Annotated in this window: 22 protein-coding genes; 9 read left to right on the top strand and 13 right to left on the bottom strand. The window is 61.1% G+C overall.

What is annotated here, in order from left to right; genetic code table 11:
- Window positions 1-7 precede the first annotated feature (7 nt).
- Window positions 8-1312 carry an MmgE/PrpD family protein gene (locus tag ACJ8IJ_RS17525; protein WP_442518406.1) on the bottom strand — a complete coding sequence of 435 codons (1305 nt, stop codon included), beginning with the start codon at window positions 1310-1312 and terminating at the stop codon, window positions 8-10.
- A 225-nt stretch (window positions 1313-1537) separates the two neighbouring features.
- A complete protein-coding gene (locus ACJ8IJ_RS17520) occupies window positions 1538-2425 on the bottom strand; it encodes a LysR family transcriptional regulator (protein ID WP_076740227.1) in 888 nt (295 codons plus the stop codon).
- Window positions 2426-2546: 121 nt separating this feature from the next.
- On the opposite strand from ACJ8IJ_RS17520, the gene ACJ8IJ_RS17515 reads away from it, so the two are divergent.
- A complete protein-coding gene (locus ACJ8IJ_RS17515; protein WP_442518405.1) occupies window positions 2547-3713 on the top strand; it encodes a serine hydrolase domain-containing protein in 1167 nt (388 codons plus the stop codon).
- A complete protein-coding gene (locus ACJ8IJ_RS17510; RefSeq protein ID WP_442518404.1) occupies window positions 3704-4921 on the top strand; it encodes an MFS transporter in 1218 nt (405 codons plus the stop codon). The genes ACJ8IJ_RS17515 and ACJ8IJ_RS17510 overlap by 10 nt, the downstream gene beginning before the upstream one ends.
- Here ACJ8IJ_RS17510 and ACJ8IJ_RS17505 read toward each other — a convergent pair.
- Window positions 4848-5723, bottom strand: coding sequence for an alpha/beta hydrolase (locus tag ACJ8IJ_RS17505; RefSeq protein ID WP_049188846.1), 876 nt, complete (start codon window positions 5721-5723; stop codon window positions 4848-4850). The genes ACJ8IJ_RS17510 and ACJ8IJ_RS17505 overlap by 74 nt on opposite strands.
- A 150-nt stretch (window positions 5724-5873) precedes the next feature.
- Between ACJ8IJ_RS17505 and ACJ8IJ_RS17500 the strand changes: the two genes are divergently transcribed.
- From ACJ8IJ_RS17500 to ACJ8IJ_RS17490, 3 genes are all read left to right on the top strand, one after another.
- On the top strand, window positions 5874-6623 hold the full coding sequence (locus ACJ8IJ_RS17500) for a DeoR/GlpR family DNA-binding transcription regulator (protein WP_049188844.1): 750 nt from the start codon (window positions 5874-5876) through the stop codon (window positions 6621-6623).
- 12 nt (window positions 6624-6635) lie between these two features.
- Window positions 6636-7703, top strand: a complete 1068-nt coding sequence (locus tag ACJ8IJ_RS17495; RefSeq protein WP_049188843.1) for an oxidoreductase — start codon at window positions 6636-6638, stop codon at window positions 7701-7703.
- Window positions 7704-7816: 113 nt separating this feature from the next.
- Complete coding sequence (locus ACJ8IJ_RS17490) at window positions 7817-9211, top strand: MFS transporter (RefSeq protein WP_049188841.1); 1395 nt, start codon at window positions 7817-7819, stop codon at window positions 9209-9211.
- Here ACJ8IJ_RS17490 and ACJ8IJ_RS17485 read toward each other — a convergent pair.
- From ACJ8IJ_RS17485 to ACJ8IJ_RS17455, 7 genes are all read right to left on the bottom strand, one after another.
- Window positions 9196-9735 carry a dihydrofolate reductase family protein gene (locus ACJ8IJ_RS17485; protein ID WP_442518403.1) on the bottom strand — a complete coding sequence of 180 codons (540 nt, stop codon included), beginning with the start codon at window positions 9733-9735 and terminating at the stop codon, window positions 9196-9198. The two genes, ACJ8IJ_RS17490 and ACJ8IJ_RS17485, sit on opposite strands and share 16 nt — an antisense overlap.
- The gene (locus tag ACJ8IJ_RS17480) at window positions 9735-10136 is read right to left on the bottom strand and encodes a VOC family protein (protein ID WP_015377846.1); all 402 of its coding nucleotides are present in this window, start codon (window positions 10134-10136) and stop codon (window positions 9735-9737) included. Before ACJ8IJ_RS17480 ends, ACJ8IJ_RS17485 begins: the two co-directional genes overlap by 1 nt.
- Before the next feature lie 145 nt (window positions 10137-10281).
- Window positions 10282-10476, bottom strand: coding sequence for a ribbon-helix-helix protein, CopG family (locus ACJ8IJ_RS17475; RefSeq protein ID WP_004928567.1), 195 nt, complete (start codon window positions 10474-10476; stop codon window positions 10282-10284).
- Between the two features lie 80 nt (window positions 10477-10556).
- Window positions 10557-11345: a spermidine synthase gene (locus tag ACJ8IJ_RS17470; protein ID WP_004928565.1), complete on the bottom strand. Its 789-nt coding sequence runs from the start codon at window positions 11343-11345 to the stop codon at window positions 10557-10559.
- A gap of 30 nt (window positions 11346-11375) precedes the next feature.
- Window positions 11376-11831: a 3-hydroxyacyl-ACP dehydratase FabZ gene (gene fabZ, locus ACJ8IJ_RS17465; protein ID WP_004928563.1), complete on the bottom strand. Its 456-nt coding sequence runs from the start codon at window positions 11829-11831 to the stop codon at window positions 11376-11378.
- 188 nt (window positions 11832-12019) lie between these two features.
- A complete protein-coding gene (locus ACJ8IJ_RS17460) occupies window positions 12020-12514 on the bottom strand; it encodes a TIGR00645 family protein (RefSeq protein ID WP_004928561.1) in 495 nt (164 codons plus the stop codon).
- Window positions 12515-12608: 94 nt separating this feature from the next.
- Window positions 12609-13808 (bottom strand): MFS transporter, encoded by a 1200-nt coding sequence (locus ACJ8IJ_RS17455; RefSeq protein ID WP_286094144.1) that lies wholly within the window; start codon window positions 13806-13808, stop codon window positions 12609-12611.
- Window positions 13809-13905: 97 nt separating this feature from the next.
- On the opposite strand from ACJ8IJ_RS17455, the gene ACJ8IJ_RS17450 reads away from it, so the two are divergent.
- Window positions 13906-14847, top strand: a complete 942-nt coding sequence (locus ACJ8IJ_RS17450) for a LysR family transcriptional regulator (RefSeq protein ID WP_015377850.1) — start codon at window positions 13906-13908, stop codon at window positions 14845-14847.
- Between the two features lie 6 nt (window positions 14848-14853).
- Here the strand turns inward: ACJ8IJ_RS17450 and ACJ8IJ_RS17445 are convergent, their stop codons facing one another.
- Both ACJ8IJ_RS17445 and ACJ8IJ_RS17440 read right to left on the bottom strand, forming a co-directional pair.
- Window positions 14854-15147: a SelT/SelW/SelH family protein gene (locus ACJ8IJ_RS17445; protein WP_004928553.1), complete on the bottom strand. Its 294-nt coding sequence runs from the start codon at window positions 15145-15147 to the stop codon at window positions 14854-14856.
- A 127-nt stretch (window positions 15148-15274) separates the two neighbouring features.
- A complete protein-coding gene (locus ACJ8IJ_RS17440; RefSeq protein ID WP_342579375.1) occupies window positions 15275-16513 on the bottom strand; it encodes an NAD(P)/FAD-dependent oxidoreductase in 1239 nt (412 codons plus the stop codon).
- 191 nt (window positions 16514-16704) lie between these two features.
- Between ACJ8IJ_RS17440 and ACJ8IJ_RS17435 the strand changes: the two genes are divergently transcribed.
- The 3 genes from ACJ8IJ_RS17435 (at window position 16705) to adhP (ending at window position 20010) form a co-directional block, all read left to right on the top strand.
- Window positions 16705-17490: a sulfite exporter TauE/SafE family protein gene (locus tag ACJ8IJ_RS17435; protein WP_080352427.1), complete on the top strand. Its 786-nt coding sequence runs from the start codon at window positions 16705-16707 to the stop codon at window positions 17488-17490.
- A 16-nt stretch (window positions 17491-17506) separates the two neighbouring features.
- The gene (blh, locus tag ACJ8IJ_RS17430; protein ID WP_442518402.1) at window positions 17507-18796 is read left to right on the top strand and encodes a bifunctional sulfur transferase/dioxygenase Blh; all 1290 of its coding nucleotides are present in this window, start codon (window positions 17507-17509) and stop codon (window positions 18794-18796) included.
- 197 nt (window positions 18797-18993) lie between these two features.
- Window positions 18994-20010: an alcohol dehydrogenase AdhP gene (gene adhP, locus ACJ8IJ_RS17425; RefSeq protein WP_437188897.1), complete on the top strand. Its 1017-nt coding sequence runs from the start codon at window positions 18994-18996 to the stop codon at window positions 20008-20010.
- Window positions 20011-20065: 55 nt separating this feature from the next.
- On the opposite strand, the gene exaC is transcribed toward adhP, so the two are convergent.
- Window positions 20066-21586, bottom strand: a complete 1521-nt coding sequence (exaC, locus tag ACJ8IJ_RS17420; RefSeq protein WP_048323427.1) for an acetaldehyde dehydrogenase ExaC — start codon at window positions 21584-21586, stop codon at window positions 20066-20068.
- Window positions 21587-21816: the final 230 nt, after the last annotated feature.

The following is a 21816-nucleotide window of genomic DNA, read 5'->3' as shown; positions in this document are numbered from 1 at the left end:
TTTATTATTAATTTAACAATGCAATCAGTCGCGGCAGCGCGCCAGGGGACATAAGCGCGCAGTCGCGGATAACGCTCTCGCCTTCGAGGCCCGGAAGCAGCTGCAGAATGGCGCGCAGCTTGGCGTCGAGGTCTGTCGGCCGGGCGGCGGTTTGCTTTCTTGTGACTATGTCACTTATTTGCCTCCCGTCCTGCAGCGTCAGGGTCAGGCGATGGAAGCGCATCTCCGGATCGAGCGCGTCCGGCGGAGCCGTGGGATCGGCATGGCGCTCAACTTTTGCCGCCAGGGAGGCGATAGCCGCATCGACAGGCTGTTCGCCGTAATGCGTCAGCGGGACCTCGCCGTGGTATAGCGCATCGGCGATGACGTATTCGAGGCTAAAGCGCGCTTCCACACCGGTGGCCGGTTGGCGAATAAAGGGCGCAGTATCTGCGCCGGGCGGAAAACTGACCTCAACCTGTGCGATCTCCGCAAGGGCGTCGCCTTGTGCCAGCAGCCGCGCGCGCAGGGCGAGCGCCGCCTCGGCCGCGCTGTGAGTGCCACCGCAAGTCGGGTACCGCTTGAATTCCAGCCCCGGCTGCAGGATGCGCCAGGGCGTGCCCCAGCCGGCGGTCAGGCATTCCGGTTTTTGCCGGCCGCCGCCGTGGGAAGTCAGCAGGCTGTCCAGCACGCCCTCCGGTTGGCCGATGAAACCGGCCTGAGCCAGCAGGGCGGCGTTGACCGCGTTGCGTGCCGCCAACCCGGCGTGCAGCGGTTTGGCCGCCGAACCGAACTGGCTGCGCAGGCCCGCTGCCTGCGTGGCCGCCAGGCCCAGAGCAATCTGCGTCTGCCGCTGGTCAAGCTGCAGATAACGCGCCACGGCGGCGCAGGCGGCGACCGCGCCCAGGGTGGCGGTGCTGTGAAAACCCAGCACGTAATGTTGCGTGCCAGCGGCCAATCCCAGCCGGCCAGCGGCCTCTACGCCGATGACATAGGCGGTTAACAGCTCAGTGACATTGTCACTCTCACCGTTCAGCGCCAGCAGGGCTGAGAGCACTACGGTGCTCGGATGGCCACGCAGCGCAGGATGGTAATCATCGAAGTCCAACGCGTGGCTGACATAGCCATAGCGCAGTGCGCGGTTCTCGCTGCCGTTCGGCGGAAACGTCTTACCGATCGCTGCCAGACCGGCATCGCTCAACGCCCCGCGGGCAATCGGCAGCGCGCAGGCGAAGTAATCTTTCACGCCGCGGCGAGCGGCTGACAGGGCGTTTTCATCCGGCTGGCTGTTCAATATCAGATGGGCGAATTGGGCGGTTATCGGTAATGACAAGGCGTTAACACCTGAATTTATATACGGTTATGCACGAGTGCGGGGTGAAAGGTATTGTGTGGCGATTTTCGTTGTCCCGAAAGAACGAACGGCGCTTCCATATCTCTGAATGGAATATAACGACGGCACTGCGCCGCCGTCAGAGCTGCTGGCAGGCGCGGCAGGCTGCGCCTTAGCTATTTTTGTGCAAAGCAAAGCTGAATTTGCTCTAGCACGATAGAGGACTCAGGTCGAGAAAAGGCGAACGCTCATGATGTCGATAAATGCCCTGAGACGCGGTGTAAGATGTTTGCTTGAAGGCCAGAGAATTTTGAGACTGCCACTGTGTCGGCAGTGGTCGCCAAGCACCGGTTGGAGCCGCCGTCGCTCCAGCGCCTCTCGCACCGCGAAATCGGGCAAGCAGGCGATGCCCAGGCCCTGTTCCGCCAGGTAAATCAGCGTGTCGACGGTGTTGCATACCGTGCGCTTGCCCAGGCCTTCGTCGAGCAGTTTATCTCCGCCCGCCACCGGCCAGGTCTCGACTTTGCCGGTGGTGGGGAATCTGTATAACAGGCAGGCGTGATCGCGCAGTTCTGCCGGCTGGCGGGGTATTCCCGCTCGGCGCAGATACTCTGGCGCCGCCACCAGCTGTAGGTGAAACGTGCCCAGTTGGCGGCTCATTAAGCGAGAATCCTCGGTATCGCCCACGCGGATCACCGCATCGAACCCTTCTTCGATCACCGCGACCCGCCGATCGGAAAAATCGGTTTCCAGCTCAATCTCCGGGTAACGCCGGACAAATTCCGCCAGCACCGGATTCAGCAGGCCGCCCACCAGCGGCAAACTGACACGCAGCTTGCCGCGCGGCGCGCTGTGCGTATCGCTGATTTCCCGTTCCGCCGCCGCCAATTCCCCGAGAATGCGCTGGCAGCGGTGCAGAAACAGCCGGCCTTCGGCGGTCAGCGTCATGCTGCGCGTGCTGCGGTGGAACAGACGCGCGCCCAGCCGATTTTCCAGGCGGGCGATGCTTTTCCCCACCGCGGAAGCGGAAATGCCGAGTACGCGCCCGGCCTCTACGAAACTCAGCGTCTCTGCGGCCTGCACAAAGACGTTCACCCCAGACAGATTATCCATTGCTTGCCCCATTGCGGACTTGAGTGTCCGCTATGAAAGGAAATCTAGCCTGTTTTTTCGTTAATCGCCACGCTCTATGCTCGGTGGCGACAGCATGGGCTGACTACCTGGGGTAATAAAGATGAATGAATACGGATCCTCTGCCAACGCGATTGACGGCGCGATAGAGCAAGCCTTGCGTGAAAAACGATTGGTTGGCGCGGTCGTTTTGGTGGCGCAGGGCGGTGAGATCGTTTATCACCGCGCGGCGGGCATGGCAGATCGCGAAGCGGGCAAGCCGATGGCGCTCAATACGCTGTTTCGTCTGGCCTCAGTATCCAAACCGATCGTGTCCACGGCGGCGCTGGCATTGATGGCGCAAGGCGCCATGCGGTTAGACGATCCGATCACCCGTTGGCTGCCGAATTTTCGCCCGCGGCTGGCGGACGGCACCACTCCGTTGATGACGCTACGGCATCTCATGACCCACACCGCCGGACTAAGCTACCGTTTTTTCCAGCCGGAAGGGGGATTCTATGCCCAGCTGGGCGTCTCCGACGGAATGGATGAAGCGTCTGTCAGCCTGCAGGAGAACGTGCGGCGTATTGCCTGCGCCCCTTTGCTGGCTCCGCCCGGCGCGGCGTGGCGCTATTCCATCGCCACCGATATCCTGGGCGCGGCGATCGAACAGGCGAGCGGCCTGCCGCTGGCGCAGGCAGTAAAAAAATGGGTGACCGGGCCGCTGGCGATGACGGATACCGATTTCCTGGCGGTGGACGCCGCGCGCTTGGCGGCCGCTTACGCCGATCATCCCGGCGAGCCGCGCCGTTTGCGCCAACCGGATCGTTTACCCTTTATCGATGGCAGCGCCGGTTTTCATCTGTCGCCGGCGCGAGCGCTGGATCCGCAGGCGTACGCCTCCGGCGGCGCCGGCATGGTCGGTTCGGCGGAGGATTTCCTGCGCCTGCTGGAAACGTTGCGCCAGGGGGGCGGGCAGGTGCTGCCGGCCGAATGGGTGACGGCGCTGACCACCAACCAAATCGGCGATCTGCCGATGCCGTTTTGGCCAGGGCGCGGTTTCGGCCTCGGCATTACCGTACTGAAAGACCCCATCGCCGCGCAAACGCCGGAGTCCGTTGGCAGCTGGCGAATGGGCGGCACCTATGGCCACTCGTGGTTCGTCGATCCCGCCCGGCAACTGAGCGTGGTGGCGTTTACCAACACGGCGCTGGAGGGCATGTCCGGCGCCTTTGTCGGCGAGATTTGTCAGGCGGTCTATGCCGCGACGGGAGCGATGTCATGCGTCTGATGCCACCGATTTTCTTCATCGCGCTGGGGCTGTTCGGCGTTTACTGCATCGAGTTTGGCGTGGTGGGCATTTTGCCGCAGATCATCGCGCGGTATGGCATCTCCACGGCGCAGGCCGGCTGGCTGGTCGGGATCTTCGCCCTGACCATCGCGCTGCTCGGGCCGCTGTTGGTGCTGCTGGCGTCGCGATTCAATCGCAAACGCATGTTGTTGATCGCGTTGACCGTGTTCGCGGCGGCCAGCGCGCTGTCCGCTCAGACGGACAGCTTCGCCATGCTGATGCTGCTGCGCATTGTGCCGGCGTTGTTTCATCCGATCTATTTTTCGCTGGCCATGGTGGCGGCCGCGGCGCTTTGTCCGCCGCATCAGGCCACCAAAGCAACCGCCTATGCGTTCATCGGTACCAGCATGGGCATGGTGTTGGGGATACCGTTGACGCAATGGATCGCCGGGCAGTTCAGCTATGAAGCCTCGTTCCGGTTCTGTGCGTGGGTCAATCTCCTCGCGGCGGCGGGATTGCTGATGCGGTTGCCCGACGTCGCCGTTCAACGCCTCAGTTATGGCAAACAGCTGATGATCCTGCGCAGCGGGACGCTGTGGCTGAATATCATCACCTGCGTGCTGATCTTTGCCGCCATGTTCGCCGTCTATGCTTACGCGGCTGAATATCTCAGCCGTGAAATCGGCCTCAGCGGCGGCGTCATCGGCTTTCTTCTGGTGGCGTTCGGCGTGGGCGGTGTCGCGGGCAACCTGTTGGCCGGCAAGGGGTTGAGCCGCCATCGAGCGCTGACGGTGCTGCTGCACCCGCTAGCCTTGATTGCGGCTTATGCGCTGCTGTATCACTACGGTAGCGCGAATATCGGTTCGATGACGGCGCTTTGTCTGTATTGGGGAGCGGCGCACACCAGCGGTTTGATCGTGACGCAGGTCTGGTTGACATCCGAAGCGCCGCAGGCGCCGGCGTTCGCCACCGGGCTGTATATCGCCTTTATCAATCTGGGCGTGGCGCTGGGCTCGCTGGCGGGCGGCTGGTCCATCACCGCGTGGGGGCTACAGGGCAGCCTGCTGTGCGGAGCCTTGTTCGCCGCGCTGGCGGTGATAACGATCGCCGCCAGGCTGCGGTTGCAGCGGCAGGCTACCGTTGCGTTGCGTCGATCATCGCCATCACCTGCCGGAACATCGCGCTTTCCGCATCGGCCAGTTCGTTGACCAGCGTAAAGTGATTGCAGTGGCGATCGGCCAGCAACTGAACGTCGAGGCCGCGCGCCAGGCAGGCGTCATAATAGGCCTGCGTTTGGTTTTTGAACCCTTGCGTTTCGCGCTGGCCGACGTCGAGCAGGATCTGCGGCGCATGGTCTTTCTCCGGCAGCAGAAACAGCGGGCTGAGGGTTTGCGCCTGTTCGGGCGTCAGATGCAGCCAGTCGTTGATGTAGATATCGCATAGCGGGCGCAAATCGTAGAGGCCACTCAGCGCCAGCGCGCCTTTGATCGCATCGGGCGGCAGACGATAGCGTTGCTGCCAGCCGTCGGCGATCAGCATGCCGCACAGGTGGCCGCCGGCCGAACTGCCGCTGACGAAAATGCGCGCCGGATCGATGCCGAAAGGCGCCCCGTGATGATAAAGCCAGGCGACGGCGCTGCGCACCTCGTGCACGATCTCCGCCAGCGTAGCTTCTGGCGCCAGCGTGTATTCCAGCGTGGCGACGGCCACGCCGCGCTGGGCAAACGCGGCGGCCATCGAACAGGCTTCCTCTTTGCGCTGCGAATGCCAGTAGCCGCCATGAATAAAGATCAGCAGCGGGGCGGGCTGCGTGCAAGCCGGGAACAGATCGAGGCGCTCGGCGGCGCTCATGCCGTAACGCAGATCGTAAATGCCGGGCGTCTGTGCCTTGGCGCGCTGGGCCAGCGCGGCGTATTCCGCCATGCAGGCGTCAAAATCCTCCACCGACGCGCGGGCGTTGTATTGCACGGCGCGCGCGTTCAGGTTTTCAAACGTCAGATCGATGTTCATGCCTTTCTCCTGATTGTTATGCGTTCTGCCTCCATCATTGTCCTGGCGGCGAAAAGATGTTTGATCTCCTGTGCGCGCAAATGCGTCTTCTCTGATGCTGTTATCTGCTGTATATTGCTGTTTTATGCTTTTTACTGCGGGAGTGACCCCATGCACAAAGCGGCAAGGCAGCGCCATTTACTGGATTTGCTCAGCGAACGCGGGCAGGCGGCGGTGGCGGAATTGGCCAGCGCCATCGGTGTTTCGGTCGATACCGTGCGCCGCGACTTGGCCGATCTCGAGCGGCAGGGGTTGGCGCAGAAACATCACGGCGGCGCGATAGCGCTCGAACCGTCCGGCATGCCGCGCCAGGCGCGCGCTGCGCTGTTGCCGCAGGTCAAGCAGCGGCTTGGCCGCGCGGTGGCCGCGCAGATCCCGCCCGGCAGCACCCTGATGCTGGATGCGGGCAGTACGCTGTTGGCGGTGGCGCAGGCGTTGCGCGGCCCGGCGACGGTGATCACCGCTTCGCTGGATATCGCGCAGTGCCTGAGCGACAGGCCGGAAATCCAACTGATCTTGCTCGGCGGCCAGTGGGATGCGCGCCAGCGGCTGTTCGCCGGCAGCGCCACGCTGGCGTTGCTGGCGCGCTACCGTGCGGATATCGCCTTGCTGGGCGCCTGCGCGGTGCATCCTCAGCTGGGACTGAGCGCCGGCGAAGAGGCCGATGCAGAGGTCAAACGCGCCATGCTGGCTAACAGCGGCGAGCGCTGGCTGGTGGCCGACCATATGAAACTGGATCGCTGCGAGCCGCATCACGTTGCGGATCTGGCGCAGATCCAACGCCTGTTTACCGATCGCCCGTGGGACAACCTGGACGAACAATCATTGATTGAACTTTGTGTCGTCGCCGACGACCGCTAGAGGAGAACACTGATGAACGATACCGCTCGACCGTTGCAGGTGGCGCTGATTGGCTACGGCTTTGTCGGCAAGGCGTTTCACGCGCCGCTGATTAACGCGGTGCCGGGGTTGGAACTGAGCGTGGTGGCTTCGCGCGATGCCGCCAAGGTACATGCCGATCTGCCGCACGCGCAGGTGATCGCCGATCCGCTGGAGGCCATCCGCCGGCCGGAGGTGGATTTGGTGGTGATCGCATCGCCGAACGACACCCATGCGCCGCTGGCGCTGGCCGCACTGGAGGCGGGCAAGCACGTGGTGGTGGATAAGCCGTTTACGCTGGATTTGGCGCAGGCGCGCGCGCTGATTGCCGCGGCGGAGAAGCACGGCCGCCTGCTGTCGGTGTTCCAGAACCGTCGCTGGGACAGCGATTTCCTGGGGGTGAAACAGGTGATCGAGCAGGGGCTGATCGGTAAGGTGACGCACTTTGAGTCCCATATCGACCGCTATCGCCCTGAAGTACGGGTGCGCTGGCGTGAACAAAACCTCCCAGGCAGCGGGCTGTGGTTCGATCTGGGGCCGCACATGGTCGATCAGGCGCTGCAGCTGTTCGGTTTGCCGCACAGCGTGCAGGCCAACATCGCCACGTTGCGCCCCAACGCGCAGATTAACGACTGGGCCCACGTGGTGCTCAACTATCCGACGCACCGCGTGATCCTGCACGGCAGCATGCTGGTGGCGGGCGGCGTCTCACGCTTTACCGTGCACGGCGAGAAAGGCAGCGTGGTCAAAGCGCGCGCCGACGGGCAGGAGAGCCAGCTGCTGGCCGGCGTGACGCCGGGTTCGGCGGAGTGGGGCAAAGACGACGACGCGATGAGCCTGTTTATCGGTACGGAGCCGGTGCGCACGCTGCCGACGCCGGATGGCGATCAGCGCCAGTATTACTTCCAGGTGCGCGATGCGTTGCGCGGCGCAGGCGCCAACCCGGTTACCGCGGCGCAGGCGTTGGCGGTGATGGCGGTGCTGGAAGCGGCCACCCTGGCGGCGGAAACCGGTGTGACTCAACCGTTGCCGCTCACCGAGGCGGAAATCGCCGCCTGGTAACGGCTCGCGTCAGATAAGGCGTCAGGTGCATGGATACAGTGCATGCCATGCGTCTTCCGCCATGCTAACCCCTGACATAGGCTTACCGGCAGTCTATGTCAGGAGTGTTCATCATGTTATCCCACCCTTCGCCGCAAGGCGTCCGCGGCATACTGGCCGCTCTTTCTCTGAGCATGCTGCTGTCATCGCTTGGCATCAGCATTGCCAACGTCGGGCTGCCGGCGCTCGCCACTGCGTTCCATGCCTCGTTCCAGGCGGTGCAGTGGGTGTTGCTCTGCTATTTGCTGGCCGTCACCACTTGCATTATCGGCATCGGCCGTTTGGGCGACAGCCTCAATCGTCGCCGCCTGCTGCTGGCGGGCATTACGCTGTTTACCGCCGCTTCGCTGGCTTGCGCGCTGGCTCCGCAACTGTGGCTGTTGCTGGCAGCGCGCCTGGCGCAGGGGCTGGGGGGCGCAGTCATGATGTCGATCGCCATGGCGCTGGCGGGCGAGGTTCTGGGGAAGGAAAAAATCGGCCGCGCGATGGGGCTGCTCGGCACTATGTCAGCCGTGGGCACCGCGCTGGGGCCGTCGTTAGGCGGCGCGCTGATCGCCGGTTTCGGCTGGCGGGCGATGTTCCTGATCAACCTGCCGCTGGGGCTGCTGGCGCTGTGGCTTGCCTGGCGATACTTGCCGAATGGGCCGCGCGCGGCAACGCGCGCGGAACCGTTCGATCGCGCCGGCACGTTGCTGCTGGGCGGCGCATTGCTCTGCTATTCGCTGGCGATGACCCTCGGGCGCGGCGACTTCGGCGCGCTTAACCTGGCGTTGATGTTGGGGGCGCTGTTGGCGGGGGCACTGTTTATCCGCGTGGAACGCCGCGCCGCATCGCCGCTGCTTGCGCCGTCGATGTTCCGCCATCCGGCCCTGACGGCGGGGCTGGCGGCCAGTGCGCTGGTGATGACGGTGATGACCGCCACGCTGGTGGTCGGGCCGTTCTATCTGTCGCGGGCGCTGGGCTTAAGCGCCGCGCAGGTCGGGCTGGTGATGTCGGCGGGGCCGGCGGTGGCGATCCTGACCGGCATACCGGCCGGCTATCTGGTGGATCGCTTCGGATCGCAGCGCATCGCTCAGTTTGGGCTGACGGCGGTGGCCGCAGGCGCGGCGTTGCTGTCGCTGTTTAACCGTTGGGGCGTGCTCGGCTATATCGCCCCCATCGCGCTGTTGACCGCCGGCTATGCGCTGTTTCAGGTGGCCAACAACACTATGCTGATGAAGGATCTGTTTCCTGAACGGCGCGGGCTGATCGCCGGCATGGTGAACTTGTCGCGCAATCTGGGGGCGATCACCGGCGCGTCGGTGATGGGGGCGCTGTTTTATCTGGCTTCGCAGCAGGTCGCGGGCACTGCGGCTGCCGCGGCTTACGGCATGCGGGTGACCTACGGCGTGGCGGCGCTGTTGGCATTGGCGGCGTTGATCATCGCCTTTGGCGGCCGCCGCCTGATGCTGCGTTACGGCGCGCGCTGAACCGCGTAGCGTTCTTGCACGAAACCGTTGTCCGATGAAGTGACGGCAAGCAGGCGCAGGCGCTGCTCCTGGCCATCGGCGCCGAATAAGGGGATACCGCCGCCCAGCAGCAGCGGCACGCGCGTAATCGTCAGTTCGTCGATCAAGCCGGCCTGCAGGAAGCGCTGCACGGTCTGGCCGCCGTCGATATACAGGTGACGGCAGCCTTGCTCGGCCAACTGCGTCACGATGGCCGCCGGTTCGCCATTCATCCAGCGAACGTGGCCCGTTGCGTGCGGCGCGGGCGGCTGCGTCGACAGCACCACCACCGGCAGTGCGCCATAGGGCCACTCTGGAAAGGCGCGGACTTTATCATAGGTATGGCGGCCCATCACCAGCGCGTCGATGTCGGCGACAAACGCTTCAAAACTCAACCCATTGAGCAGCGAAACCGCATATTCGGGCCGCAGCAGCCAGTCGATGTCGCCATCCGGGCCGGCAATGAATCCGTCTACGCTGGTGGCGATGTAAACCGAGCATCTCATCAGGCGAGATCTCCCCGATAAACCACATGCACCTTGTTGCCGTCGGGATCGCGCAGGTAAGCGCCGAAATAGCCTTTGCCGTAGTGCGCGCGCTCGCCGGGCTCGCCTTCACTGCTGCCGCCCGCCAGCAGACCGGCGGCGTAGGCGCGTTTAACCGCCAGCTCGTCGGCGGCGAGGAAGGCCAGCATGCTGCCGTTGCCGGCGCTGGCGGGCTGTCTGTCGAAGGGTTGGTAGGCGTAAAAACGCGGCAGCGTTTGGCCTGGCATCACCCAGCAGCGGGCGGCGGGGCCGCCGTCCGGCGTCACTTCCCGCCGTTGTAAGCCCAATGGCAACAGAATGGCGTCGTAGAACGCGGCGGCGGCATCCAGATCGCTGACGCCGACGGTAATATGGCTGAACATGGCGCGTTTCCTTCCCCAAGAGAGAATAATGAACGCCTAAAACAGTAGCAGCGATATCGCAGGATGGACAGACCGCCGTGGAGGATTCGGATTAGGGACGCGCGCAGGTGTAGCGCGCTTCACGGTTCGCGGGGCAGGCCGCCGTTCAATTGCTCTCGACGCGCGGATTGGCGTGGGTCGGCTGGCTGGGATAATCCACCTGATGCTTGTGCAGATAATCGCGGATCAGCTGACGCACCACCTGAGAAGGGGTGACGTCCTGCTGCAGGCACAGCTCTTCCAGGGCTTTCTTCTTGTCCGGGTCAATCAGCACCGTTAGCCGCGCCGTTTTCTTTTCCATCAGGATCCTCCAGAGAATGATGACTGAATGATAATACCATGTGGACGAAGCGGCCAGCCAGACCGCGTCGCCGCTCGTTCTTAGCGGAAATGCAGCCGTTCTATTTTGCGTGACAGGTAGCCGAGTTCGCAGTTGAACAGCTCGCCGCTGCCGGCGGCCAGCGTGCGCAGCGTGCTGAGCGGCAACGTCACCTGCGCCGGCGTGGCGTAAATGATCACGTTGCCGCTGGGGGCGACGCAAAATAATACGGTGCCGAATATCCGGTGCAGGCTGTGGTACAGCAGGCTGTTTTCATCGGGCAGATCGTGGTAATTGAGCACCAGCCAGCCCCCGTCGTTCAGCCGCGCGGCGCAGTTTTCCAGGAATGTCTGGGTGCCTTGCTGCGGATCCATGGCGAACGCCGAATAGAGATCGGAGAAAATCAGATCGTAACGCGTCTCGGCGGGCGGGCGCACAAAGTCCATGGCGTCGGCGGTACGCAGGCTGATGGTGTCGGTGGCCGGCAGCGTAAAATAGCGGCGCGCGACGGCGATCACCGCGGCGCGCAGTTCAACCACGTCCAGACGCATGGCCGGATCGAGCGCGTGCAGCGCACGCAGCAAGCTGCCGCCGCCTAACCCCAGGATCAGCGCCGAGGTCGGCGGCTGCCAGGCCACCGCCATCAGCATCGCCTTGATGTAGTTGTGGATCGGCTGCGCGGGGTTGCTGAGGCTCATCTTGCTTTGCTCGCAGATGCCGTCAAACCGCAGCGTGCGGTAGTCCTTGTGATCGGAAACGATGATTTCGCCCCAGGCGTCGGTTTCGCGAGCGATCACCTGGCCGCGCGGAGAGAAATCGAGGGTTCTGAGTAAGCTGTCAACCAGAGACATGGTATTCGCAGGTTTCCTTTGGCAAGCGGCCTATTTACGGGCGCACATGAAATCGGCGGTGCAAATGCGCCGGCCATCGATGCTGGCGCGGCCGGTGAAGCGGGCGATCGCGCCCCGCCGGCGTACAAAGGCGACCTCCATCAACACCTGGTCGCCGGGACGGGCGGCGCGATAAAACCGCGCCCGCTGAATGGAAGCGAAGTAGTAATGTTCCCCTTCATTCAACGCCCCGAGATAATAATGCGCCAGCAGCCCGGTGCTTTGCGCCAGCGCTTCCACCAACAGCACGCCGGGAAAACCGGCGAAGTGCGCATGGCCGTTCCAGAACGTCGGCTCATTGGCGGTGATGTTCTTGATGGCGCTCAGCCGGCCTTCGGCAATGCAGGTGCCGGCGGGCAGTACGCGATCGACCAACAGGCAGGGATAACGATGAGGCAGAATCGCCTGAATATCGTTGAATTGCAGGGGGTGACCGTTTAATGGCATGGAAGTGCGTGATCCTGTCTGCGGCGAATCCGGTGCGGTGGCCGGCGTTCGGTCCATAATGAGTGTAATAACATTATAATAAAATTATCATCAGATGTGCCAGATGAAAGACATGACGGCGGTGACGGTTGGGGAACAGCGAAGGAGGGGAAGACACCCGATCCTGACGATCGGGCGTGGTGGCGCGTTTAGTGCTTGGAGCGGGTCACCTTGTCCAAATAACCCATCACGAAGGCGGAGAGCACGAAGGTGAGGTGGATGATCACATACCACATCAGCTTGTTGTCGGGCACGTTCTTGGCGTCCATAAACACCCGCAGCAGGTGAATGGAGGAGATGGCGACGATAGATGCGGCGACCTTGTTTTTCAGCGAGGTGGCGTCCATTTTGCCCAGCCAGCTCAGTTTCTCTTTCCCTTCGGTGATATCCAATTGCGAGACGAAGTTTTCATAGCCGGAGAACATCACCATCACCAACAGGCCGCCGACCAGCGCCATGTCGATCAGCGACAGCAAGGTCAACACCAGATCGGCTTCGGTAACGGCAAAAATATTTGGCAGGACGTGGAGAATTTCCTGAAAAAACTTGATCGACAGGGCGACCAGAGTGAGCGAAAGGCCGAAATAAACCGGTGCGAGCAGCCAGCGGGAGGCGTACATCGCGTTTTCTAGCAAGCGTTCCATCATAAAATTGTTTTAAATGCGTAGCAAAAAGGGCGCTCAGTATAGCGCAAGAGGCCTGGGTGAAATCAACCGCTTGCGCCAGCAGAGGACGCTATCAGGCCACTACGCGCGCCGTTTTGCGCCCGCTGCGGATCCACAGCGCCACGGCCCCCGCCGCCGTCGCCAGCGCCACGACGCCCGGCCAGCCCGCGCTTGCCAGAATGCGGCTGCCGAGGGCGGCGCCGGTCGCCATACCGATGAACACGCCGGTGAACAAGAGGGCGTTCAATCGGCTGCGGGCTGCCGGATCGAGACCGTAAACGATGGTTTGGTGCGCGATCAGCGTAGCCTGGATGCCCAGGTCGAATCCGACGGCGCTCAGCGCAATGAGCGCCAGTTGCGCCGGGAGCGGCAACAGCGGCAGCAGAAACATCAAGGCGAAGGAGGCCAGAACCAGTCCCGCGCCGATACGGGTCACGACGTCAGGGCCGTGCCGATCGGCCAGACTGCCCGCCAACGGCGCCGCCAGCGCACCCGCCGCCCCCGCCAGGCCAAACGCGCCGGCGGCCGCGCTGCCGATCTGGTAGCGCTCCGCCAGCATCAACGCCAGCGTTGACCAGAAAGCGCTGAAGCCCAATGACAGAAAGCCTTGCGCCAGCGTTGCGCGCCGCAGCGCGGGATACTCGGCCCACAGATGTCCCAGCGAGCGCAGCAGCGCGGGGTAACTCAGCGCGTTATGAGGGCGAAGACGCGGCAACATGCGCCAGATCGCCAGCGTGATCGGCAAAACGCCCAGCGCCGCGAGTGCGTAGACGCTGCGCCAGCCGGCGTACTCGGCGAGCGCGCCGCTGAACACCCGCGACAGCAAAATGCCGGCCAATAGCCCGGTCATCACTGCGCCGACGGTTTTGCCGCGGCTGGCCTCCGGTGCCAGCGTGGCGGCTGCGGGGATAATGTCCTGCGCGACGGTGGCGGTCAGGCCTATCGCCAGGCTGCTGAGCAACAACAGCGGGAACGAGGCAGCAAAAGCGCAGAGTAACAGCGTCAGCGTCAGCAGCGCGCCTTTTACCAGAATGATCCGCCGGCGATCGTACCGGTCGCCGAGCGGTGCCAACAGTAAAATGCCCAGCGCATAGCCTAACTGAGTCAGCGTCGGCACCATGCCGGCATCGGCGACGCCGGCGTGGAAATCGGCGCCCATCATGCCAAGCATGGGCTGGCTGTAATAGATTGACGCGACGCTGAGGCCGGCGCCGGCGGCCAGCAAAAATACGACGTTGGCGGACGGTGCGCCGTGGGTGGTGGCGGTGCTCATGGCAAAAATTCCTGCAAGGTGGATGTGCGGCCATTTTTACCGCTTGCTTCATGCCGCTGTAGCCCCCTCGCAGGTAAAACTGTTATACACTCAACGTATGAATAAAATTAACTTACCTAACGGCGACCGCATAACTTTGCTGCATACGCTGGTGCGCATCGTCGAAAGCGGCAGCCTGTCGGCGGCGGCGCAGCAGCTGGGCACTTCGCAGCCGACGATTAGCCGGCGTCTGCAGGCATTGGAACAGCTGCTGGGCGCCAAACTGATCCAGCGGACCACCCACGCCCTCAAACTGACCGACGACGGCGAGCGCTGTTACCGCCAGGCGCGGGGGCTGATCGAACAATGGCAAAGCCTGGAAGAAGGGCTTGGCGGCGCGCGCGACGAACCGGTCGGCGTGTTGCGCGTGCGGGCGCCGCACGCATTCGGCCAGGATCAGCTGATCGGTCCGTTGGGCGAGTATTTGCGGCGCTATCCGCAAACTTACGTTGAGTGGACGCTGAACGATCATTCTCCGGACTTTATTCCCGAAGGCGTGGATTGCGCCATTCACGTCGGTGCGGTGACCGATCCGTCGGTCGTGGCGGTGTTGCTGGCGGAGGTGCCGCGCAGCACGGTGGCGTCACCGGCGCTGTTGGCTGAACGACCGGCGATCGTCGATCTCGACGATTTGGCCTCATTGCCGTGGCTGGCGGTAAACAGTTTTTATCGTAATGAGGTCGTCTTGACCCATGCGACCAGCGGTGAACAGCGGCGTTTCGACATCGCGCCGAGGTTGAGCACCGACAGCCTTTATGCGGCGCGCAAGGCGGCGCTGGAAGGGCTGGGCGTCGCGATCGTGTCGTCTTGGGTGGTGAAAGAAGAATTGGCGCAAGGCGCTCTGCAGACGCTGTTACCCCTGTGGCGAGCTGAGCCACTGCCTATTTACCTGTTGTATCCCTACGCCAGCTATTATCCCGCGCGCTTACGCAAATTCATGGAAATGATGAAAGAAACAATGCCGCGCATTCTCGGCGCGCAGCCGCCGACGGGGCGCTGACGGCCTTCAGTGTCTGGCTTTTTTACCGTCGCTGTGGCCGAGAGAACGATCGGGGAAGCTGTGATCGCGCAGCCGCTGCTTTAACTGCGCCGCATCGGGGAAGCCGCCGTCAATCTTGCGATCCCAAATCATCACGCCATCGACGCTGATTTGGTAGACCCCGCCGGTGCCCGGCATCAAGGTGACGGAGGCGAGATCGTCGCCGAAGGTGTTCAGCAGCTCTTGCGCCATCCAGCCGGCGCGCAGCAGCCAGTTGCATTGTGAACAGTAGTGAATCGTAACGGCGGGTGCGTTTTTCATCGTTGATCAACCGGTTAGTGGTGACGGCTTGCAATCAGCCTGCGGGCTCGCAAGCGATGGTGGCTGTGTATCGCCAAATAGTCAAGCGCCTGCTGCGGCCAGAGCGACAAGGGGAGCCGAGTGTGCATCACGGCCGCTTGCTTCCGGCAAACCATTCAACCCCGCGCAGCATGCCCGCCCAATAAAACCGGGGTAAAAACCAGGCTTTCAGCCACCAGGCCATACGGCTGGGCTGGGTTGCGTCGAGCAGTGGAAACGTGGGCAGCAATTTACCGTCATAGCCAAACTCCGCCAGCACAACTTTGCCTTTCTCGACCGTCAATGGACAGGAACCATAACCATCATAATGGGCTGTGAGAGGCGTGCCATGAATACGTGCCGCGACGTTTTCCGCCACCACTACCACCTGCTTTCGCGCTGCCGCCAGGGTTTTGGCGTTTGGCGTTGAGCAACAGTCGCCTACCGCAAAAATATCCGGCCAATGCTTATGTTGCAGCGTCAATTTATCCACATCGCACCAGCCGGCGCCATCCGCGAGTCCGCTTTGCGAAATAAACGCCGGGGCTGATTGAGGCGGCACCACGTGAAGCATATCGAAGGGCAGGGTTAACTCGCGTTTTTCTTCTTCATTTGTCTCCACGGCAAATATCGCTTGCCGATTTTCGCCATCTATACGGATTAAATTATGATTGAAGTTGACCTGTGCACGGTATTTTTCCAAATAGCCGCTCAGCGGGGGGACAAATTGCGGAATGCCGAAAACCACCGTGCCCGCAAGGCAGAAATTGACGTTAATATTATTCAGAACGCCTTGCCGCCGCCAATGATCGCATGAAAGATATAAGGCTTTTTGCGGCGCGCCGGCGCATTTTATGGGAAGCGTGGGTTGGGAAAATATCGCCTTGCCGCCTTGCATCTCCCGGACCAGTTGCCAGGTGTATTCTGCAAGATCAAAACGATAATTAGAGGTGACGCCGTTAAATCCTAACGTCTCTTCAAGGCCTTCTATTTTATCCCAACGTAAAACAAGGCCGCAGGCAACAATAAGGAAATCATAGCTTACGCGTTTACCCTGACGGGTCTCGATATATTTTTCACTGGGATCAACCCTGACAACGCTGTCCTGGAGCCATGAGACGCCAGAAGGAATAACATCGCGCATGGCGCGCTGCGTTTTATTGATATCAAAGAGCCCGCCGCCCACCAGGGTCCATGCCGGCTGGTAATAATGACAGTCATTGGGTTCAACGACAGTTATATCCGCATCTTTAACTCGCTTCCTTATGCTTGCGATGACGCCGATGCCAGATGAACCACCGCCAATAACAACAACTTTCTTCAGGGTGTTTATTTTTTCTGGTTTCATGCAGGTCTCCTTTCATAAGAAAGTAGGGGGTTGTGGCTCAGATTTAAAGATAATTTATAGAACTTATGGTTATATTAAAAATCACATATTCGATTTAGCTATATATAATAGCTAAATGTAATAAGTTATTTGACAATCAACGCAAACTGATCGTTAATAAATGCCATAAATATCGAAAGGGAATTAATGCATTGGATTTTTTCCATTTTACTTTTTATACCCTGATGCTGTTGGTGATAACCGGGGGAATAGTCGGATTTCTCCTGGCTCTGACCGGGGGAGGCGGATCCATCGTCTGCGTGCCCTTGCTGCTGTATATGGTGAAAATCCCGGATACGCACTTGGTTATAGGCACCAGTGCCATGTCCGTTGCCATTAGCGCGCTGATCAATCTTTTTGTTCATGCCGCCAAAGGAAACGTCCGGTGGCAAACCGGCGTTACCGTTTCGCTGGTGGCGGTGGTGGGAACGCTGGCGGGCTCTCAGGTGGGAAAAATGACGGACGGGCACCATTTAACCCTGCCTTTCTCTCTGCTGATGCTGGTTGTCGCCGGATTGACGCTGAAAAAAAATCATCGGGCAGGCAACGGATTACCGTCCTCCCATCCGACATTTCATCCCGCCATCGTGTGGCCCAGCGTGCTGGCGCTGGGCGCGGTGGCCGGTTTTTTGGGCATCGGCGGCGGATTTTTGGTGGTGCCGGCGCTGCTCTGGTTCTTCCGCTTTTCGCTGGTTGAAGCGGTGGCGACCTCACTGGTCGTGGTTTCCGCCATGGGATTATCGACAAGCGCAAGCTATGCCATGTCCGGCAAGGTGTCGCTGGTCATTACCTGCTGGCTCATCGTCGGCGGCGTTCTGGGGGGCGTCGTGGGGGTGGCGCTCACCGAGCGCCTGAAAAAACGCGAGGACATTATCCGTGTGCTCTATGCCGGCATGTTGTTGGTGCTGGCCCTTTATATGCTTTTTAAAAGCCTATAAAACAAAAGGAAAAAATATGCACATCCGTACTTACCATCATCAGCTCTCCTTTTCGGGGGCGCCCGCAGCGAATGATTTCGCCATCCTGCATCAACAAGGCTATCGGTTTATCGTCAACAATCGGCCAGATGAAGAGTCGGGCGAGTACCTTAACCATCAACAAGAAAAAGCGTTGGCTGAGCAATGGGGAATGGGCTACGTCTATCTGCCTTACACATTCGACACGCTGACCTGGGAGACCGTTTATATCTTCCATTACCTGTTGCGGCGGGGTGAGAAGACCCTGGCGCATTGCAGGAGCGGAGCGCGTTCTGCCTGCCTTTCCCTGCTGTATGCGCTGCGCGAAGGCCAGATAGACGAAGCGCAATTTCGCAGCCAGTGTGCAGAGTATGGCGCCGATGCCGATAAGGCGCTGGGCTGGTATGGCCGGCATCAGGCCGTTCAGCCTCACGCGCAAGTGCACGCGTTTTATGAGCCGGAAAGCGGCAGCCTGCAGTATGTCATCGCCGATCCCGCAGCGCGTCGCTGCGCCATCATCGACCCGGTGCTGGATTTTGATCGCCGATCGGGCACGGTCTCGCATCAGCAGGCCCGCACCATTTTAAGCTTTATCCAGCAGCAAGGATGGGGAGTGGCCTGGGTGCTGGATACGCACCCGCATGCCGACCATTTTTCTGCCGCCACCTGGCTGGCGCAGAAAACCGGCGCCCTCACCGGCATAGGCGAAAAAATTACCGCCGTGCAGGGGCTGTGGCAAGACATTTATAATTTGAAGGAACTGCCTCCCGCCGAGACTCTGTGGGATGCGCTGTTTGCGGATGGGGACGTCTTTTTTATCGGCAACCTGCGTGCTGAAGTCTTGCTGTCTCCTGGCCACACCTTGGCGTCCGTCACTTATCACATCGCCGATGCGGCGTTTATTCACGATACGTTTTTCATGCCGGACAGCGGCACCGCAAGGGCCGATTTCCCCGGCGGAAATGCGGAAGCCCTGTGGGATTCGTTGCAGCGGATCTTGAGCCTGCCTGCGGATACCCGCCTGTTTACCGGCCATGATTATCGCCCAGCGGGGCGTGAGGCCCGCTGGGAAAGCACCGTGCGAGAGCAGCGCGAGAACAACCCCTGGGTGGCCAACATGGATAAGGCCCAATTTATCGCGCAAAGAAAGCAGCGAGACGCCACGTTGCCGCATCCGGAATTGATGCTGATGGCGCTGCAGGTCAATATTCGCGGCGGCGTTCTGCCAGATTGCGAAGATGATGGGCGGCACTACCTCAAAATCCCAGTTAATCGCTTCAAGGGATAAATCAAGCCGTGGAGGCGCGATCGTTCACGGCTGCCAATCTCAAAACGATCGCGCCGTCTGTTAATGGTTTTTTATGAAATAAGCAGACTGATTCATATTTAATTATTTGTTTTTACACAAAACAGGTGGTACTTGCCCTCACCGAATACAGTCACTACATTAACAACTGTACTTCCCACTCTGCTAAGGAAAACACCATGAAAGCTGCCGTAGTGACGAAAAACCATACCGTAGACATTCAGGATAAAGTGCTGCGCCCGCTGAAGCACGGCGAAGCGGCGTTGAAAATGGAGTGTTGCGGGGTGTGCCACACCGATTTGCACGTGAAAAATGGCGATTTCGGTGAGGTGCCGGGCATTACGTTGGGGCATGAGGGCATCGGCGTGGTCTCCGCCGTCGGTGAGGGCGTCACCTCGTTAAAAGTGGGTGACCGCGCCAGCGTCGCCTGGTTTTACCAGGGGTGCGGCCATTGCGAATACTGCGTCAGCGGCAACGAGACCCTGTGCCGCTCGGTGAAAAACGCCGGCTATAGCGTTGACGGCGGCATGGCGGAAGAGTGCATCGTGGTGGCGGACTACGCGGTGAAAGTGCCGGATGGGCTCGATTCTTTCGCCGCCAGCAGCATCACCTGCGCCGGCGTCACCACCTACAAGGCGGTGAAGATTTCCGATATCAAACCGGGGCAGTGGATCGCCATCTACGGCTTGGGCGGGCTGGGCAACCTGGCGCTGCAGTATGCCAAGAACGTGTTTAACGCCAAAGTGGTCGCCATCGACGTCAACGACGGTCAGCTGGAGTTCGCCAAACAGATCGGCGCCGATCTGACCATCAACTCCAAAACGCAAAACGCGGAGGAGATCATTCAGCAGCAAACCGGCGGCGCTCACGCGGCGGTGGTGACGGCGGTGGCGAAAGCCGCCTTCAACTCGGCGGTGAATGCGGTGCGCGCCGGCGGTAAAGTGGTGGCCGTGGGGCTGCCGCCGGAGAGCATGGATCTGAGCATTCCGCGCCTGGTGCTGGACGGCATTCAGGTGGTGGGTTCGCTGGTGGGCACGCGCGAAGATCTGAAGGAGGCGTTCCAGTTCGCCGCCGAAGGCAAGGTGACGCCGAAAGTGACCAAGCGGCCGCTGGGGGATATCAACGCCATCTTCGACGAGATGAAGGCAGGCACCATTCGCGGTCGCATGGTGATCGATCTCGGCATGGCGAAGTAGGCCACGCGAAAAAAGAAGGCCACCTGCGGGTGGCCTTCTTGCCATTACGCCGGATTCAGAACAGGCCCAGCGGCTTGGCGTCGTAGCTGACCAGCAGGTTTTTCACCTGTTGATAGTGCGACAGCGCCGCCTTGTGGGTTTCGCGTCCGATGCCGGAGTTCTTGTAGCCGCCGAACGCGGCGTGCGCCGGGTACAGGTGATAGCAGTTGGTCCACACGCGCCCGGCCTTGATCGCGCGGCCCATGCGGTAAGCGCGGTTGATGTCGCGGGTCCACAGCCCGGCGCCCAGCCCAAACTCGGTGTCGTTGGCCAGCGCCAGGGCTTCGGCCTCATCCTTGAAGGTGGTGACGCCAATCACCGGCCCGAAGATCTCCTCGCGGAAGAAACGCATGCTGTTGTTGCCGGTAATCAGCGTCGGCTGCAGGTAGAAACCGTTTTGCACTTCGTCGCCGCGCTGGGCGGGCTCGCCGCCCACAACGATTTTGCCTCCCTCGTTTTTAGCGATCTCGATATAGGACAGGATCTTGTCGTACTGCTGTTTTGACGCCTGGGCGCCGATCATGGTCTCGGTGTCGAAGGGATCGCCCTGGCGGATGGTAGCGATACGCGCCAGCACTTTCTCCATAAACTGCGGGTAGATGGATTCCTGGATCAGCGCGCGTGAAGGGCAGGTGCACACCTCCCCCTGGTTGAAGAAGCCCAGCACCAGCCCCTCAACCGCTTTGTCGATAAACTCCGGTTCCGCCTGCATGATGTCTTCAAAATAAATGTTCGGCGATTTTCCGCCCAGCTCGACGGTGCTGGGGATGATGTTCTCCGCCGCACAGGCGAGGATGTGGCGGCCGACCGGCGTGGAGCCGGTGAAGGCGATTTTTTCGATGCGTTTGCTGCGCGCCAGCGCTTCGCCGGCCTCGGCGCCGAAACCTTGTACCACGTTGAGCACGCCCGGCGGCAGCAGATCGCCGATCTCTTCCATCAGCACGCTGATGCCGAGCGGCGTTTGTTCCGCCGGTTTCAGCACCACGCAGTTACCGCCCGCCAGCGCTGGCGCCAGTTTCCAGGCGGCCATCAGCAGCGGGAAATTCCACGGAATGATCTGGCCGACCACGCCCAGCGGTTCATAGATATGGTAGGCCACGGTGTTCTGGTCGATCTCCGCCGCGGTGCCTTCCTGCGCGCGCAGGCAACCGGCAAAGTAACGGAAATGGTCGACCGCCAACGGCAGATCGGCATTCAGGGTTTCGCGGATCGGTTTGCCGTTGTCCCAGGTTTCGGTCAGCGCCAGCATCTCCAGCCGCGATTCGATGCGATCGGCGATCGCCAGCAGCACGTTGGAACGCTCCTGCACGCTGGTTTTACCCCAGGCGTCCGCCGCCGCATGCGCCGCGTCAAGCGCCAGCTCGATGTCTTTGGCGTCGGAACGCGGGAATTCGGCGATCGGCTGGCCGGTCACCGGCGAGGTGTTGGTGAAGTAGTTGCCGGATACCGGTTCGACGAATTTGCCGCCAATGTAGTTGCCATAGCGTTTGCGGAACGAAACCAGCGAGCCAGGCAAACCGGGGTGGACATATTTCATGTTAAGCACCTCTCTGCAGATGAAAAGCGGCGCTATTGGGCTGCGCCTGTGAATGCGGCCTGTCGCCGCAGCACAGAGAAGCACGGCGCGTGCCAGATTAGCGACAGAAGTAGCATCCGTAAAAAAAGAACGAGTTATTAAAACCTTAAGCATTGAGAGGGCTGAGAACTTCGGGCGGCGCCGCCGTCGCCGATGATTTTTTGTGTCCCGTGTCGCAACGCCTGATACAC

It is taken from the genome of Serratia sp. CY40230, from assembly GCF_052168835.1.
Classification (GTDB): domain Bacteria; phylum Pseudomonadota; class Gammaproteobacteria; order Enterobacterales; family Enterobacteriaceae; genus Serratia; species Serratia nematodiphila.
This window is presented reverse-complemented; position numbering and strand designations above follow the sequence as displayed.

What these genes read in the sequence shown, in the direction of transcription:
- ACJ8IJ_RS17520 (WP_076740227.1), bottom strand. Translation starts at nt 2,425, where the DNA reads ATGGATAATCTGTCTGGGGTGAACGTCTTTGTGCAGGCCGCAGAGACG.
- ACJ8IJ_RS17515 (WP_442518405.1), top strand. Translation starts at nt 2,547, where the DNA reads ATGAATGAATACGGATCCTCTGCCAACGCGATTGACGGCGCGATAGAG.
- ACJ8IJ_RS17510 (WP_442518404.1), top strand. Translation starts at nt 3,704, where the DNA reads ATGCGTCTGATGCCACCGATTTTCTTCATCGCGCTGGGGCTGTTCGGC.
- ACJ8IJ_RS17505 (WP_049188846.1), bottom strand. Translation starts at nt 5,723, where the DNA reads ATGAACATCGATCTGACGTTTGAAAACCTGAACGCGCGCGCCGTGCAA.
- ACJ8IJ_RS17500 (WP_049188844.1), top strand. Translation starts at nt 5,874, where the DNA reads ATGCACAAAGCGGCAAGGCAGCGCCATTTACTGGATTTGCTCAGCGAA.
- ACJ8IJ_RS17495 (WP_049188843.1), top strand. Translation starts at nt 6,636, where the DNA reads ATGAACGATACCGCTCGACCGTTGCAGGTGGCGCTGATTGGCTACGGC.
- ACJ8IJ_RS17490 (WP_049188841.1), top strand. Translation starts at nt 7,817, where the DNA reads ATGTTATCCCACCCTTCGCCGCAAGGCGTCCGCGGCATACTGGCCGCT.
- ACJ8IJ_RS17485 (WP_442518403.1), bottom strand. Translation starts at nt 9,735, where the DNA reads ATGAGATGCTCGGTTTACATCGCCACCAGCGTAGACGGATTCATTGCC.
- ACJ8IJ_RS17480 (WP_015377846.1), bottom strand. Translation starts at nt 10,136, where the DNA reads ATGTTCAGCCATATTACCGTCGGCGTCAGCGATCTGGATGCCGCCGCC.
- ACJ8IJ_RS17475 (WP_004928567.1), bottom strand. Translation starts at nt 10,476, where the DNA reads ATGGAAAAGAAAACGGCGCGGCTAACGGTGCTGATTGACCCGGACAAG.
- ACJ8IJ_RS17470 (WP_004928565.1), bottom strand. Translation starts at nt 11,345, where the DNA reads ATGTCTCTGGTTGACAGCTTACTCAGAACCCTCGATTTCTCTCCGCGC.
- fabZ (WP_004928563.1), bottom strand. Translation starts at nt 11,831, where the DNA reads ATGCCATTAAACGGTCACCCCCTGCAATTCAACGATATTCAGGCGATT.
- ACJ8IJ_RS17460 (WP_004928561.1), bottom strand. Translation starts at nt 12,514, where the DNA reads ATGGAACGCTTGCTAGAAAACGCGATGTACGCCTCCCGCTGGCTGCTC.
- ACJ8IJ_RS17455 (WP_286094144.1), bottom strand. Translation starts at nt 13,808, where the DNA reads ATGAGCACCGCCACCACCCACGGCGCACCGTCCGCCAACGTCGTATTT.
- ACJ8IJ_RS17450 (WP_015377850.1), top strand. Translation starts at nt 13,906, where the DNA reads ATGAATAAAATTAACTTACCTAACGGCGACCGCATAACTTTGCTGCAT.
- ACJ8IJ_RS17445 (WP_004928553.1), bottom strand. Translation starts at nt 15,147, where the DNA reads ATGAAAAACGCACCCGCCGTTACGATTCACTACTGTTCACAATGCAAC.
- ACJ8IJ_RS17440 (WP_342579375.1), bottom strand. Translation starts at nt 16,513, where the DNA reads ATGAAACCAGAAAAAATAAACACCCTGAAGAAAGTTGTTGTTATTGGC.
- blh (WP_442518402.1), top strand. Translation starts at nt 17,507, where the DNA reads ATGCACATCCGTACTTACCATCATCAGCTCTCCTTTTCGGGGGCGCCC.
- adhP (WP_437188897.1), top strand. Translation starts at nt 18,994, where the DNA reads ATGAAAGCTGCCGTAGTGACGAAAAACCATACCGTAGACATTCAGGAT.
- exaC (WP_048323427.1), bottom strand. Translation starts at nt 21,586, where the DNA reads ATGAAATATGTCCACCCCGGTTTGCCTGGCTCGCTGGTTTCGTTCCGC.